The sequence below is a fragment of the Jeotgalibacillus terrae genome (assembly GCF_016908195.1).
Taxonomy (GTDB): domain Bacteria; phylum Bacillota; class Bacilli; order Bacillales; family Jeotgalibacillaceae; genus Jeotgalibacillus; species Jeotgalibacillus terrae.
Genome location: NZ_JAFBDK010000002.1, coordinates 15,588 through 30,967, shown reverse-complemented (window position 1 = coordinate 30,967; position 15,380 = coordinate 15,588). Strand labels below are relative to the sequence as shown.

The window sequence follows — 15,380 nt, the reverse complement described above, 5'->3', positions numbered from 1 at the left end:
AAAGTCAGATGTTATATCTGCACAGCAGATGATTGAAGCGGAAGGGGGCGACTCCAACAGGAGAAGTCGGACAGGTGAGACCCCACAGACGCGGAGCGTCGAGGAGGCTCACCGCCGGCCCTGCGGAAAGCGTCCCCCCTGTAGCGGAAATCATTAGCCAACTTTAATAGAGTAGATTTTTTAAGCAGAAAGGACGGTTTTAATGAATAAGCTTTTTAAGACAACAATGGCTGCCGGTCTGCTTGCGGTTATGCTTGCAGGATGCAGTGACGAAGAAAGTACGGATACAAATGTAAATTCAGCAGATGATGGACTGACAGGCGAGGGGCAGGAAACGCATGCGCCTGACAGCAGCATCGAGTCAGAAGAAGGTATTGTATTCGACGAAGAAGGTAATGTAGAAAGTGCTGAAGTGCCAGCTGAAGCAGAGGAAGAGATTATGGCGGTATTCGATCAGTATATCGAAACCTTTAATAATAAAGATTTAGAAGGCTATATGGATCTGCTTTTATTTGGAGAAGATTACTACAATGAAGAGGAAGAACGCGAAGCGCTTGAAGAAGTGTTCACCCAGTTTGACGTGCAGAGAGAAGTTGTCGAACAGACGATCAGTGGCTACGAAGAAGGGTCTGCTGAGGTATTTTCAAATATGGAACTGACGACAACTGACCCGGCGTCTGGAGCTGAAGTAACAAGAAGCGGTCGTCAGGTGACAATTATGAAGGAAGTTGAAGGCGAGTGGAAGATTGCTTCGATTCAGTTTATTGCGGCACCTTAATAAAAAATGCATCTCTTTAAAGAGGTGCATTTTTCCATACATATCGACATAATTTCCCGGGAAATGGAGTTGGATTGGTTTGAAAATTATTCGTGCTGAAATATGGGGGATTCATCTCCCGCTGAAAGAACCGTTTGTCGTATCATATGCAAGGTTTGAGTCCATGCCTTCTATTATTTTGAAGCTGACGACAGACACCGGCCATGAGGGTTTTGGGGAGTCAGTGCCAGATGAACATGTGACAGGAGAATCTTTTTATGGGTCATATGCGCTGTTGGAAAAAGTCATATTACCTCAGTTAAAAGGGCTGACTCCTTTTCAAATCGAAGAGATTCATCACCGTATGAACCTTGGGCTTAAAGGGAACCCTTCGATCAAAGCGGCGGTGGATATTGCCTGTTATGATCTGATGGGGAAAATCACAGGGATGCCTGTTTATGATCTTATTGGTGGCAAAGCACATGAGTCACTCAGTTATCCAAAAGTGATTTCAATCGGATCTCCTGAAAAAATGAGTGAGGCTGCATGCGCTGCGCTTGAAAGCGGCTATCGGCATTTAAAAATCAAGTTGAGTGGAGATGCAGCAGTTGATGTACAGCGTTTGAAAGCAATCCGCTCAGCAGTTGGAGAAGAAGTTCCGATCCGGGTCGATGTGAATCAGGGCTGGGGTACGTATGAGACAGCTAAGCGAGCGCTTGCTCAGTGTGAGGGTTTGAACCTTGACTGGGTTGAACAGCCACTTGTACCAGAAGCCTTTGCTGAAATGAATGAACTGCGCAGAGCAACGAAGACACCGCTTATGCTCGATGAAAGCATCTGTTTAGAAAAGGATCTTCAGCGGGCGATCAACACCCGCGCTGCTGATATAATTAATTTAAAGCTGATGAAAAGCGGTGGGATTTATCCGGTGATTAATATGGCAAAAACAGCTGAAGCAGCCGGACTCACGTGCCAGGTCGGTTCGATGGTTGAATCATCAATCGGATCAGCTGCCGGTTATCATGCCGCGATGTCCCGTAAGAATATTGAATCGACTGAGCTGACCGGACCGCTGCTGTTTTCTGAGGATCCGGGTAATTTAACGTATCAGATTCCTTACGTTCATTTAGCAGAAAAGCCTGGACTTGGTGTTGATGTGGATGAACAGATTCTTGAGAAATTAAGTGAGTGTCATACGATTGTGGAGGTGTGAAGGAATGAAACTTGAACAGATTTGGCAGGATCTTCACGGACTTGCGGAGATCAGTTTTAAGGAAGTGAAGACAACTGATTATATTGCAAATACGCTTGAGCGGGCAGGAATCCGCGTTCAGCTTTTCAAAAAGCATACAGGGTTAATTGCTGAAGTGGGAAGCGGTGAGCCGGTGATTGGACTGCGTGCGGACATTGACGCGCTATGGCAGGAAGTGGACGGCAGGATGCAGGGGAATCATTCATGCGGTCATGACGCGCATATGACGATTGGAATTGGAGCGCTTTTAGCTTTAAAAGAAAAAGAGGATTCGCTGAGGGGTACGTTCAGGTGCATATTCCAGCCAGCTGAAGAGCAGGGTAATGGCTCGCTTGCTGTCATTAAAAGCGGTGGGGCAGATGGATTGAAGATGCTTTTTGGCGTTCATCTTCGACCAAAAGAAGAACTCTCATTCGGAGAAGCTGCTCCTGCGATTTCACACGGTGGCGGAATTTTTTATGAAGGTAAGATTACGGGTAAAGACCTCCACGGCGCACGTCCTCATCAGGGAGTAAATGCGATTGAAGCAGGATTTGCTTTGGCTCAACAGATGCATGCTGTACGGCTTTCACCGATGATACCGCACTCTGTTAAAATGACGAACTTTCACGCAGGCGCTTCAAACTATAATATCATTCCGGGTTCCGCGACGTTTGCACTCGATGTGCGTGCTCAGACGAATGAGACGATGGTTGAACTGCAGCGGATGATTGAAGAAAAGGTTGCTGCAGTGAGCGACTTGCTTGGTGTGAAAATTGAAGGTGAGTGGATCGATTACACGCCGGCCGCTGCGATTAATGAAGAAGCAGAGGCCGTCATGCGTGAAGCGATTATCGCAGAAATGGGAGAAGAGTCGCTGCGTCCGCGCGTTGTGACACCAGGTAGTGATGATTTTCATTACTATACAATTGAAAAACCTGAGCTGAAAGCAGTCATGCTCGGTCTTGGTTCAGACCTCGCGCCGGGGCTTCACCATCCGGATATGACATTTAATCATGATTGTCTGGAGCAGGGTGTACGTGTGGTTACGCGAGCTGTGGAGATGGCGATGGAAGCGGAGTAAGTGCGGCGTTTTACTGTTGCGCCGGATTTGGTGTATACGACACTCGATTGTGCATATACGACCTTCACCGGCGTATAATATGACCTCCAACCCGGGTGTATCGGAACGTCGAGCGGTCACATACGACATTCGTGGGCGGTGATGCGACCGTCGCGCCAGAAAAGCAGCCCGCACCACACAAAAATCCGCCCAGGACTCGATCCCGGGCGGATTTTTCAATCAATTACTTCTTATAATGAAACACAATCGACTCATATGGTCGCAGCGTATAACGCGCTGCATCCCCATTTACATCGCTGTAATTCTGAATCATCACATCAGGAGGCGTGAAGCCTTCCAGCTTTTCAGCTAGTGTTTCAGGCATGTCAAATACTGTTTCCTCTGCATAATAGTTATTCAGCACAAGCAGCGTCTCATTTTCAGTGCTGCGCGTGTAAGCAAAGATTGCCGGATGATCTGCCAGCAGCAGCTCGTAGTTGCCATCAGTCAGAATATCGTGATCCTTACGTAGCTGAACAAGCTTCTGATAGTGATAGAAGACTGAATCACGGTCTTCCAGCGCAGTTTTTGCATTGTGCTCTTTAAAGTTTTTTGCAACAGGGATCCATGGCGTACCGCTTGTGAAGCCGGCGTGCTCAGTATCATCCCACTGCACCGGCGTACGTGAGTTATCACGTGATTTCTGGCGCAGAATCTCAAGAATTTCCTTTTCGCTCTTACCCTGTTCAAGCAGGATATTGTAAATGTTCAGCGACTCAACATCGCGGTATTCATCAATTGATGTGAATTTCGGATTAGTCATCCCGAACTCTTCGCCTTGATAAATGTAAGGCGTACCCTGCATCATGTGTACGGTTGTCGCAAGCATTTTTGCTGACTCGCGGTGGAATTCACCGTCATTTCCGTAGCGCGATACAACGCGTGGCTGATCATGGTTGCACCAGAACAGCGCATTCCATCCGCCACCTTCATTCATTCCGACCTGCCACGTTGAAAGAATATCTTTCAGCTGAAGGAAATCAAAATCAGCAATTGTCCACTTTTCACCGTTTGGATAATCCACTTTTAAATGATGGAAATTGAACGTCATACTTAATTCTTCTCGTTCAGGGTTCGAATATTTAATACAGTGATCAATCGTCGTTGAAGACATTTCCCCAACTGTCAGCAGGTCATGCTTAGAGAATACTTCCTGATTCATTTCGTGCATATACTCATGCACGCGCGGACCGTCTGTATAAAAGCGGCGGCCATCGCCCTCACCTGTCTCATCAGGGAAGTCCTGATTTTTTGACACTAGATTGATTACATCTAGACGGAAGCCATCCACACCTTTTTCAGCCCAGAAATTCATCATTTCGTAAATTTCGCGGCGAACCTTTTCATTTTCCCAGTTCAGATCAGCCTGGGTCACGTCAAATAGGTGCAGGTAATACTGGCCGCTTGCATCATCATACTGCCACGCATTCCCGCCAAACTTCGATGCCCAATTCGTCGGCTCAGAGCCATCTTCCTTCCCGTCTTTCCAGATGTAGAAATCACGGTACTCATTGTCTTTTGACTTACGGGATTCAACGAACCACTCATGCTCAGTAGAAGTATGATTCACAACGATATCCATAATGATGCGGATGTCGCGCTTGTGAGCTTCTGCAAGCATACGGTCGAAATCTTCCATTGATCCGTACTCTTCATGAATCGAGAAGTAATCGCTAATATCATAACCATTGTCACGCTGAGGTGATTTGTAAGGCGGAGTCAGCCATAGGACGTCGACACCAAGTTCATTCAAATAATCAAGTTTTTCTGTGATACCGTTCAGATCACCCACACCGTTGCCAGTTGTGTCGTTAAAACTCTTCGGGTAGATCTGATACACAACTGCTTTTTTCCACCAGGGCTGTGCCATGTGAATGCCTCCTTAAAAAGTAGTAGAGGGTCTGACCCGGGTCTACGCTGCCCATGCGTGAACACTGAAGACCCGGGACAGTCCCGCCTCTTCGTTCTTTTCGTAAAAAACAGAGCTGTGAAAATTTCTTCTCACAGCCCGTTCGTATTGTCTACTCAAGCTTTCCTTTTTTCACGATTAGTGCGTATGCAAGTGTGAGGGCGAATGGGACGACGATAACGATTCCCATACCAATTGCGAATATGCCCCAGAATTGGCTTTGGATTGAGATGATGCCCGGTACACCGCCGACGCCGATTGAATTGGCGAGAACGAAGTTGGCACCAAGGATGATACCTGCGATAGCAGAGCCGATTAATGCGCAGATGAATGGGAATTTATAGCGCAGGTTGACCCCGAATAGAGCGGGCTCTGTGACACCGAGCCAAGCCGAGATACCTGAAGAACTTGCAAGTCCTTTGAGCTTTTCATCTTTCCCTTTCATAAAGAACGTTGCAGCGAAAATCGCAAATGCTGCTGAACCCTGTGCGATATTTGACAGTGCAAGGATCGGCCACAGGAATGTACCGCCCTGATCTGAAATCAGCTGTAAGTCTACAGGCAGGAATGTATGGTGCATACCTGTGATAACAAGGACTGCATAGAATCCACCATAGATCAGACCGCCTAACCAGCCGAAGTTTTCAAACATATAAACAACTGCATCAGTTACGGCTGTACCTGCTGCGAATGTCAGTGGTCCAATGACGATAAATGCTGCGAAACCGGTGATTAGTATTGATACCGGTGCGACAACCAGTAGCTTGATTGAATCGTGTACGCGTCTGTTTAAGAACTTTTCAATCACTGCATACAGATAAGCTGCCACTAATACCGGAAGTACCTGACCCTGATAACCGATTGATTCAACGGTTAAGCCGAATAAATTCCACGTTGGCACTGTACCTTCCTGCAGCGCATCCGGGTAAGCGTATGCACTTAACAGGGCAGGATGTACCAGTACCAGACCAAGCACGATACCCATTAAAGGATTGGCCCCGAACCTTTTTACTGCTGACCAGCCGATCAATGCAGGTAAAAAGGTGAAGGCGGCGCTGGCTATAATGTTAATAACTTCTGCAATATCAGCCCACTGAGGATACGTGACGATCAGTGGATCCGGACCGAATAAATTTTCGGCTGTCAGTACGTTGTTCAAACCAAGCAGTAAACCTGCTGTTACGATTGCCGGAAGAATTGGAATAAAGATATCAGCTAACAGTTTGATGGCTCTTTGCAGCGGATTCATATTCTTTGTCGCTGCGCTTTTTACATCATCCTTCGACACTTCCTGAATACCTGTTTCCTCTGCTAAAACTTTGTACACCTTGTCGACAAGTCCCTGGCCGATGACGACCTGGAATTGCCCGCTGTTGGAAAATGATCCTTTAACAAGATCAATTGACTCAAGTTTCTTCTTGTCCACCTTGCTTTCGTCATTCAAGACGAAGCGGAGACGTGTAACACAGTGTGTCGCTGTGTTGATGTTTTCCTGTCCGCCGATTGCCTCAACAATCTGGCGCACCTGTTCACGATTCACATCGCTCATCTATAAAACCTCCCTTTCGAAACCGTTTTCATTTCCGTGGCACTTCATTTCATCTATTCCCGATATTCGGGAAAAAACACTGGGAATTGGAGTTAAAATCGGTCTGTCTATGACCACAGGCATACGCGTGACTCACTACAGCAAACCCGGGTGTATCAAACAGCTGCAGCGCAAAATACGACAGCTGCCAGTCAAAATACGACAACTGGAGCCACAGTGCTTGCCAGTGAAGACCCGGGACTGTCCCGGGTCTTCACTCTCCAAATAAACAGCGCTTACATTAAGCATCTATAATCCTATAACGTGTATATACAAGTTGTCAATCAGTAAGTTTCATTATACGTATGTTAGGTATTTAGTTTGTCGAAATAATGGATATTTTTTGTAATATCATGTCAAACCATATTGTGTTTATTATCGAAAAGGGGTAAAATATACTAAATATAATAGAACTTTAGTCATGTTTAACAAATGATTTAATTGGATATAAAAGCATCTTTTTAAATGTTGTACGGGTATTCACATGATTGTCATACATATCAGATGAATATGAGGGAGGGGTTGCGATGAGATGGTTATTGTCCTTGCTGATGAGCAGGTTGCGTTCAGGACGTTCTGCGGTGCCGCCATCTGATCAGCCGCTTGTGAATTTATTGCATGGGGTAAAGACTGGTTATCTTGCGATGGAGATTGCAGGAAAACTTTCTTATAAGAAAAAAGAGCGTAATAAGCTTTTTTACAAAGCCATTCTGCTGAACCCTCAGGCGCTTCGTGCTCATGAGGATGTACTGTTGTCAGCAGGTGCGAAGTTGCTTGAGTGGGATATGAAGGGTGAGGACCTGCCTGAGAAAATCACACATTTTAACGCTGAGAAAGAAGTCATTAAGGCGATGCTGGACGTTCATTTCGATCATAAAAATGATTTGTTTCTGCACCGTGTGTTTACAGAACAGACTAAAAAGCGTGAGCAGAAAGATGAGTGGTTTGTCTACCGTGATGTGCTTGCAGCTGCAACGCATAACAAGCTTATTCTGATTGAGCCGCATCAAGTAGAGGCGTTTAAAGAAGGACATATTCTTAGTGAGGGATGGATTGAGGAGCGTTCTGACATTTCGAAGATCAGAAATGAAGCGCGTAAGTGTTTTGAAGAACGCGATTACTCGAAATCAGCAACGATGAGTTTTTTACTCGTTCTGTCAGAAGCCATGACAAATGTATTTAAACATGCTGAGCACGGAAAAGTGACCATTGTGGAAGATCATGAAAGCGCCATTCACTTTATTGTTGAAGATTCAGGTACAGGGATTCCGCTGGAGCAGCTTCCAAAAGCTACACTCCTCACGGGATATTCTACTCAGAAATCGATGGGACAGGGGTTTACGGTTATGCTGAAAATCGCTTCATTCATTCACCTTCACACTTCTGAGGAAGGCTCGGCGCTTGTTCTTACATTTGAGCATCCTGATAAAACAGAAATCAGCCGGCAGGAGCAGAATACAGTCAAAGCTGTTCCACAGGGCTAGGAGGTGTGAAGATGGCAAAATATACGCCGCTTAGAAAGCAATTTTTATACTGGACGTTTGCAGCAGTCGTGGTGGTCGGTATCATTGGCGCCATCATTCACGCGCTGCTCGTCCAGCAGCAGATCGCAGCACAGACTGAAAATAGTGCTGATGAGATTAAAAAGGAATTATTGTCGCGTTTTGACCAGACGGAAACAGCGCTCGAACTGTTAGAAGAAGAGCTCGACACCCGCATGCTTGCACAGGCCAGGCTGATTGCGACTGAGTTAGATGAATTAAACGGCAGCAATCTGACCAGGGATCAGCTGCTTCAATATAAAGAAGAATTCAGCCTCGACGGTGTAACCATTTTTCAGGAAACCGGAGATGATGTGACGGCAACTGTGACATCAGAACCGGGTGATGCGGGTTTTAGCCTGAAAGAGGCAGGATATTATGAAGCAGCAGTCAATATTTTAAACAATGATGAAGCTTACTCTCTCGTCAGTTCTGAAACAGTGACAGGTACAAATATATCTAACGATGAGCGTCACAAATATGCCTATTACCGTCCGGAAGGCGCTGATTATTTTTTAAATATTTATGTAGAAGCTGAAGATATTACAGCTTATCTGAATCAGGCGGGCCCACAGGCACTGATTGATGAAATGACGGAGAATCTGAAGGTCATGGAAGAAGGCGCGGTTTATGAAATGGCGGAATCGGGATGGACGTTTACTGCAGGGAGTGAACGTACGCTGACTGAAAAGGCACAAACACTGATCGGCTCAGATATGGGTTCAGACGGTGACCAGTATTACAGGATCTACTTTCCGGTTAACGATTCTTATGCAGCATACGTAGCGCTTGATAAATCGGATATTTCAGCACCGATCTACCGGAATGCGCTAGTCATGATGGTAACGAGACTGCTGCCGTTGATTTTACTGATTATCTTAATTTCTAAGTTTTTTAATAGAGTCGCAATCCACATTCAGAAGCTGATTAACCAGGTGTCAGCGCTTGAGGGCGGAGATTTAACGGTAAAAAATGATATTGATGATCAGGGTGAATTGAGAAAGCTGTCAGTCAGCATGAACAGGATGACCGACCGGCTGAATTACCTGTTAAAAAAAGCTTCAGGATACACTTCGCAGGCTGAGAGAATGTCTGTGATGCTTGAGAAAGAAACGAAGGAAACGGCGCGAAGGATGTCAGAGCTGACGGTTGAATCAGCCATGATGGCACGTCATGAAAGTGAAGAAGTCACCCATATGCTGAAAGATGCTGAACGCTTCGTCAGAATCTACGCGCCGCCGAAAGATGCAGATAAGTATTTAGAAAAAATCAGTCTGATGAGACATCACGTTCAGTCCAAGTCTGAAGCAGCAACTGAAATCACGATTACCATCAGTGATCTTTTGCATTCACTCCACAGCCAGGCAGAGTCACTTGCTGAAACATCACAGGAGATGACTGAGCTGATTGATACATTTAAAACGAAGTAACATGTCAAAACTACAGGGGCAGGTGAAATAGATGCAAAGTGTTGTAACAAAAGGAAAAACGATTCAGGAAGCGGTGCAGACAGGAGTCGACCTGCTTGAAGTTTCGAAGCGGGACGTACATATCGAGATCCTTCAGACACCGGCAAAAGGTTTTCTGAAAATCGGTTCAAAACAGGCTGTTGTCAGATTGACAATGCTGAATGAAAAAGGAGAGCCTGCTGTCAGAAAAGATGAGCGGCCAGCACCGCCGTCTGATATCCATGAACCAGAAAAGGAAAATGAAGAAGTTCAAGACTGGTTTTCACAGGCGGAATCATTTTTTGACAAGGTAGATGTAGAAAAGGTTGAACAAGTAAAAACAGGTCAACCATCTGCAAGAAAAAATCAGCCTACAAGTGAAGAATTACTCGAAAAACATGGTGCAGTCTGGGTGGAAGACGGAAAACTTCTGATGGAAGCGGGGTCACACAAGCTTCCGGTCGTCACCGTTCCAAAAGAGATCAAGCTTTACCGGAATCAAAAGCTCATTGAGGAGAAAACGTTTATCCTCTCACCAAATGACTCATACCGGCTGTCAATTGAAGATGAAATCAAAAAGACAGAGTGGTCGATCACGATTGATCAAAACAAACTGAAAGCCTATTTGAAAATCGAGCCGGGTTATAAAATCACGCGAACGATTCTTGATGCTGAACCAAGTTCACACCTTACAATTTCATTCAACGAGCAAAAAGATACCTATCTGAATGTGACAGAGCGTGAAATCAAAGCCGATATGCAGGAGAAATCAATCCTGCAAAACGTTGATAAGATCGAACTCATGCGGGCAGTCAGGAGTACTGAGCCTGAAGAATATACAATTGCACGTGGAGTTGCCCCGACTGACGGCAAAGACGGTTGGCTTGAATTAAAAGTGGAAACCAATGTGAAAGAAGGTATGAAAGAGGACGAGCACGGCAAGGTTGATTTCCGTGAAACAAAAGTATTTCCGAATATCGAAACGGGCGACATTATCGGGATCGTTCACCCGCCTGAAGAAGGAAGCTCAGGGTATTCAGTTTTCAGTGAATCACTGCCGCCAAAACCTGTTTATCCGGTTATTTTAAGGCTTGGTAAAGGTGTGAAACTGATCGGTGATAAAGTCGTTGCCAGTGAATTCGGACGCCCTCATATTGAAGAGCGCGGGCAGCTCGTGAAAATCGCGATTATGCCAAAGCTGCTTCATAACGGTGATGTAAGTCTCGAATCAGGAAATATTTCATTTTTCGGGGATGTGGAAATTACCGGAGAAGTGCATAACGGTATGAAGATTGAGGCACAGGGAAATGTCATCATTGCGAAAAATATCAGCGGTTCACACTGTAATGCAACAGGTGCGATCAGTGTGAAGGGGAACGTCATTTCTTCAGACCTGTCAGCAGGACAGAATAATATGGTGACATCCAAGCTGTCCATACTGGTCGGTGCGTTGAAACAGGACATTGACAGAATCATCGCAGTCATTACCCAACTGGTGAATTCACCGGGATTCAAAACAACTGACTTTGCAAAAGGCGGTCTCCAGCCGCTGGTCCGCATTTTAATGGAAAAGAAGTTCAGCGATTTTATTCCAAGAGCTAAAAAATATGTCCAGCTTGTAAAAGAAGGGCGCGCTCAGCTAGACGATGAACGCTGGGAAGAAACGGCTGAACAGATCTCAGCATTGTTTCTGACATTATCAAGCAAGCCGATGTCACTGAACATCTTTTCCCACCTTTCTCAACAACTGGACTCGCTCGAAGAAGAACTCGAATTATTTGATGAATCAAAATCAGTGATTAGCGTACAAAACGTGCTAAACAGCAGAATACATGCTGGTGGCAACCTTTATATTCAAGGTCAGAGCTGTGTACATTCAAGAATTCACTCAGGCGGTTACATGACCATCACCGGCACACTTCGCGGTGGAGAGGCTTATGCTGAAAAAGGCATGTATATAGGTGAGACAGGTGCAGAAAGTGGAACACCGACGCATCTGGCCGTACCGTCAAACGCTTCAATCAAAATCGGGACGGCACTTGAAGGCACCGTACTCCGGATTGGCAATCGTAAAAAAATACTGACAGAAAATCATTACGCACTAACAGCGAGTATCAACGCTAAAGGTCAGATCGTCCTGCGCTGATATTTGCCTTATTGAAAGGGGGAATATGATGTTCTCATATGAAATCGAGCAGGAAAGCGAACGTGCGAAAGTCACCTTCGAAGGCGACCTTGATATCGATTGTACAGAAACAATCGAAGACGAGCTGATCCCTGCACTAACCGGCTATAAAAGCGTCATCATCGAATTCGGAGCAGTCGAATTCGTCGACTCCTCAGGCATGGGCCTGCTGCTAAACCTTGTCCAGTCACTAAAAGACGAAGGCGTATCCGTCTACATCAGGCGCGTGCGTGAAGAAGTCATGGAAGTATTCGACCTGCTGCAGATTCCGGAGATTTTAGGGCGGCATACGTTTGTGGGGTAGCTGCGTACGTAGTAAAGGGTCTGACCCGCCACTACGTACCCGGCTGGTGAGGAGTGAAGACCCGGGACAGTCCCGGTACTTCAATACCCGCTACTAACAAGACAAAATACAGAAAGGGGGATAAAACATGGTAGACCCCGGAAATGTAAAGGGAAAATGTCTGGAATCAATTACTGATAATATTATTCAATCAATGGCGCATCATATTGCGGTTATCGATCAACAGGGTGATATTTTGATCGTGAATAGCGCATGGTCTGATTACACGCGGATCAATGGTGGAGACCCTGAGGAAACTGGTGTTGGCAGTAATTATTTTACTGTGTCCGACAGGGAAACGGTCAGGAAGATTAAAACAGTGCTTGATGGGACGACAGATAGAGTTGTGGTGGAATACCCATGTCATGCCCCGAGAGAGAAACGCTGGTTTGCAATGAATGTCACCCCGCTGATGGATTTCAATAGAAACAATATCATTGGTGCCGTGATTACACATATGGATGTAACCGACCGGAAGCTGCTTGAGCTCAGACAGCAGAAGGATCTTGATATGGCAAAGTCGATTCAAAAACGCGTCGTGCTTGAGCCGATTGAACAGGAAAACATTACAGTAAAAGGATTTTATCTTGCATCAGATCAGCTTTCAGGAGACTTATATGCATGGTACAAAATCAGTTCCCATCAATATGGTGTGATTCTGCTTGATATTATGGGCCATGGTGTGACAGCCGGCATGATGAGTATGGCAATCCGTTCGATGCTTGAGGGGATTATTACTGATGAGATTGAACCTGGCAAAGTGTATCTTAAATTGAACGAACAATTCCATAAATTCTTCAAATCAGGGAGAGGGTATAAGAACTTTTTCTGTACAGGGATCTATATGCTGATTGATACCGATGAAAAATCTATCTCCTATATCAATGCAGGGCATCCGGGAGCAGTCGGGCTTTCTGGAAATGAAAGCTTTATTTTGAGCAGTGCGAACCCGCCGATCGGCTTGTCTAAGGAACCTGACGTGAAGACAGGAAAAGTGCAGGTCAGTGAGAAAACAAAGCTTCTTTTATATACAGACGGGTTTACAGATTCTATGAATATGCGTCTGTCAGATGGTGAATCCTTTATTTTACAGGAAATGCACTTGAACGATGATATACATGAGCATTTTGAAAAAATTGTTTCAGATCTGAACAGAAAAGACGATATAGCAATTGTAAGTGTTAGTTTTGAATAAGAATTTTGGAGGTGATGACCATGGATGAACAACACTTAATTAAGCTGCTTCGGGTTCCGGCTGGAATCGTGGACGACAGTGGAACGGTGCTGCTGACCAACCCGGCGTGGGATCAGTTTGAAACCATGGTTGATCATGCCGGCAAAGAATACAGCGAGCTGAACCGATTGATCAGAGCACCGCATATCAAAAAAGAGTGCCAGAAAATCTGGCGCGGAAAAAATGAGTCCTTCGAATATTATTTCAGGACCATTGCGCGTGATCACTGTCAGCTTTCCATTACCAAATGTAATGAAAATCGCATGCTGTTTCAAGTCCTGCCGGCTGTCGACTCAGGTGTGGTTGCTGAGAACGCAGTTGACGTTTTAGAAAGTATGAATGAAGCATTCTTTTCGCTAGATGAAAACTGGTGCTTTACATATGTTAACCATGAAGCGGAAAAAGTTTTATTCAAATCAAGAGAAGAACTGATTGGTAAAAATATGTGGCTGCTGTTTCCTGATGCCTGGGGAACTAATTTTGAAGAACACTATTTTAAAACAATGCACGATCAGATTCCGACAAGGTTTGAAGAATACTATGGACCGATTAAAAGCTGGTTTGAAGTTACTGCCTACCCGAACAGGCAGGGCGGACTTTCTGTTTATTTCCGGAATATTAATAAACAGAAGGAAATGGAGAAATCACTCTGGCAGTCTGCGAATTCAGATCACCTGACCGGTCTGCCGAACAGACGCTATTCCTATGAATTAATGAAAGATTATATAGAAAAGAACCATCCGTTTACAATCTATTTCCTGGATCTCGATCAGTTCAAAATCATCAACGACCTGTATGGTCACGATGTAGGTGACAGGCTGATTCACAAAATCGGGATGAGGCTGCAAAAAAATCTCCCTGAAGAAATTACCATTTCAAGGCTCGGTGGGGATGAGTACCTGATTCTTGTGCCCGATCTGCTTGATAAGGCTGAAGTAGAAGATCTCGGCAACCGGCTGATCGGGATGTTCAGCAAAGCTTTCGTGCTGCAGGACCGTCCTGAAATTCATGTCGAACCAAGTGTCGGCGTCAGTCAGTTTCCGAAAGACGGTAATCTTGTGGATACGCTGATTGATAAAGCAGATATTGCGATGTATGAAGCGAAGAAAAAACAGCTCACAAAAGCTGTCATGTATGATCCTGTTATGCATGAAAGCGTATCACGCGATTTGATCATCCAGCAGGAGCTGAAAAAAGTGATTGAACGCGGAGAACTGGAGTTTGTCTATCAGCCACAGATCGACTCGCGAAGAAACTGGATTACTGGAGTTGAAGTTCTTACACGATGGACACACCCGGTACTCGGCCCGGTCTCACCGGCAGAATTTATCCCGATCGCTGAGACATCCGGCATGATGGAAAAACTGACGCGCTATCAGCTTGACTGGTGCCTCAGTAAATTTTCTGATTGGAGAAAGCACTTCAGCTTTGACGGCGTGATTGCTTTTAATATCTCATCAGGCCTGTTCCGCAATAAAAACTTTATTGCTTTTCTTGAGCAGGTCATACGCGAACACAAAATTCCATTTGACCAGATTGAGCTTGAGATCACCGAGAATATTCAACTGTTCTCACACAAAGAAAGCGTTCAGACACTCGAACGCCTGCGCGACCTCGGCATCCGCGTCGCAATCGACGACTTTGGGACGGGCTATTCAACCCTGTCTTATCTGAATCAGTTTCCGGTTGATAAAATCAAGATCGATAAACACTTTACTGATCAGATCATGACAGATATTAAGGGAGAAGCGATCCTGGTTTCTATTATTAAACTTGCTAATAGTCTGGAGCTCGACGTGCTGGCAGAAGGTGTGGAAACTGAGGAGCAGCGTGACTTTTTGAAAATGAACGGGTGTAGTGATATGCAGGGGTATTACTATTTTAAGCCGATGACATTGACAGAGTGTGAGCAGTTTTATTATGAGAAGGTTTTGAAGGAGAGAGTGCCTGAGTAGGGTGCTCTTTTTGTTTTGGGGTCGGGCCGGGCAGAGGCGTGTCCGGAGGTCGTATTATCGCTGGTG

Annotated in this window: 11 protein-coding genes; 9 read left to right on the top strand and 2 right to left on the bottom strand. The window is 45.3% G+C overall.

Annotated elements, in window-relative coordinates:
• Window positions 1–202: 202 nt before the first annotated feature.
• From JOD21_RS02135 to JOD21_RS02125, 3 genes are all read left to right on the top strand, one after another.
• A complete protein-coding gene (locus JOD21_RS02135) occupies window positions 203–778 on the top strand; it encodes a Cif family virulence factor (RefSeq protein WP_204728024.1) in 576 nt (191 codons plus the stop codon).
• Window positions 779–857: 79 nt separating this feature from the next.
• Entirely contained in the window at window positions 858–1,970 is a 1,113-nt protein-coding gene (locus JOD21_RS02130) for a mandelate racemase/muconate lactonizing enzyme family protein (RefSeq protein ID WP_204728023.1), read from the top strand.
• A 4-nt stretch (window positions 1,971–1,974) separates the two neighbouring features.
• Window positions 1,975–3,072 (top strand): amidohydrolase, encoded by a 1,098-nt coding sequence (locus tag JOD21_RS02125; protein ID WP_204728022.1) that lies wholly within the window; start codon window positions 1,975–1,977, stop codon window positions 3,070–3,072.
• 223 nt (window positions 3,073–3,295) lie between these two features.
• On the opposite strand, the gene treC is transcribed toward JOD21_RS02125, so the two are convergent.
• Together treC and treP are read right to left on the bottom strand one after the other, a co-directional pair.
• Window positions 3,296–4,981 carry an alpha,alpha-phosphotrehalase gene (treC, locus tag JOD21_RS02120; RefSeq protein ID WP_204728021.1) on the bottom strand — a complete coding sequence of 562 codons (1,686 nt, stop codon included), beginning with the start codon at window positions 4,979–4,981 and terminating at the stop codon, window positions 3,296–3,298.
• A 151-nt stretch (window positions 4,982–5,132) separates the two neighbouring features.
• A complete protein-coding gene (gene treP / locus JOD21_RS02115; RefSeq protein WP_204728020.1) occupies window positions 5,133–6,569 on the bottom strand; it encodes a PTS system trehalose-specific EIIBC component in 1,437 nt (478 codons plus the stop codon).
• Between the two features lie 566 nt (window positions 6,570–7,135).
• On the opposite strand from treP, the gene JOD21_RS02110 reads away from it, so the two are divergent.
• From JOD21_RS02110 to JOD21_RS02085, 6 genes are all read left to right on the top strand, one after another.
• A complete protein-coding gene (locus tag JOD21_RS02110; RefSeq protein ID WP_204728019.1) occupies window positions 7,136–8,092 on the top strand; it encodes an ATP-binding protein in 957 nt (318 codons plus the stop codon).
• Window positions 8,093–8,325: 233 nt separating this feature from the next.
• Window positions 8,326–9,579 carry a HAMP domain-containing protein gene (locus JOD21_RS02105; protein ID WP_420844228.1) on the top strand — a complete coding sequence of 418 codons (1,254 nt, stop codon included), beginning with the start codon at window positions 8,326–8,328 and terminating at the stop codon, window positions 9,577–9,579.
• Window positions 9,580–9,610: 31 nt separating this feature from the next.
• Window positions 9,611–11,743: a flagellar assembly protein A gene (locus JOD21_RS02100; RefSeq protein WP_204728017.1), complete on the top strand. Its 2,133-nt coding sequence runs from the start codon at window positions 9,611–9,613 to the stop codon at window positions 11,741–11,743.
• Window positions 11,744–11,771: 28 nt separating this feature from the next.
• Entirely contained in the window at window positions 11,772–12,086 is a 315-nt protein-coding gene (locus JOD21_RS02095) for an STAS domain-containing protein (protein WP_204728016.1), read from the top strand.
• Window positions 12,087–12,213: 127 nt separating this feature from the next.
• Window positions 12,214–13,320, top strand: coding sequence for a PP2C family protein-serine/threonine phosphatase (locus JOD21_RS02090; protein ID WP_204728015.1), 1,107 nt, complete (start codon window positions 12,214–12,216; stop codon window positions 13,318–13,320).
• A gap of 20 nt (window positions 13,321–13,340) precedes the next feature.
• Window positions 13,341–15,314, top strand: a complete 1,974-nt coding sequence (locus tag JOD21_RS02085; protein WP_204728014.1) for a sensor domain-containing protein — start codon at window positions 13,341–13,343, stop codon at window positions 15,312–15,314.
• Window positions 15,315–15,380: the final 66 nt, after the last annotated feature.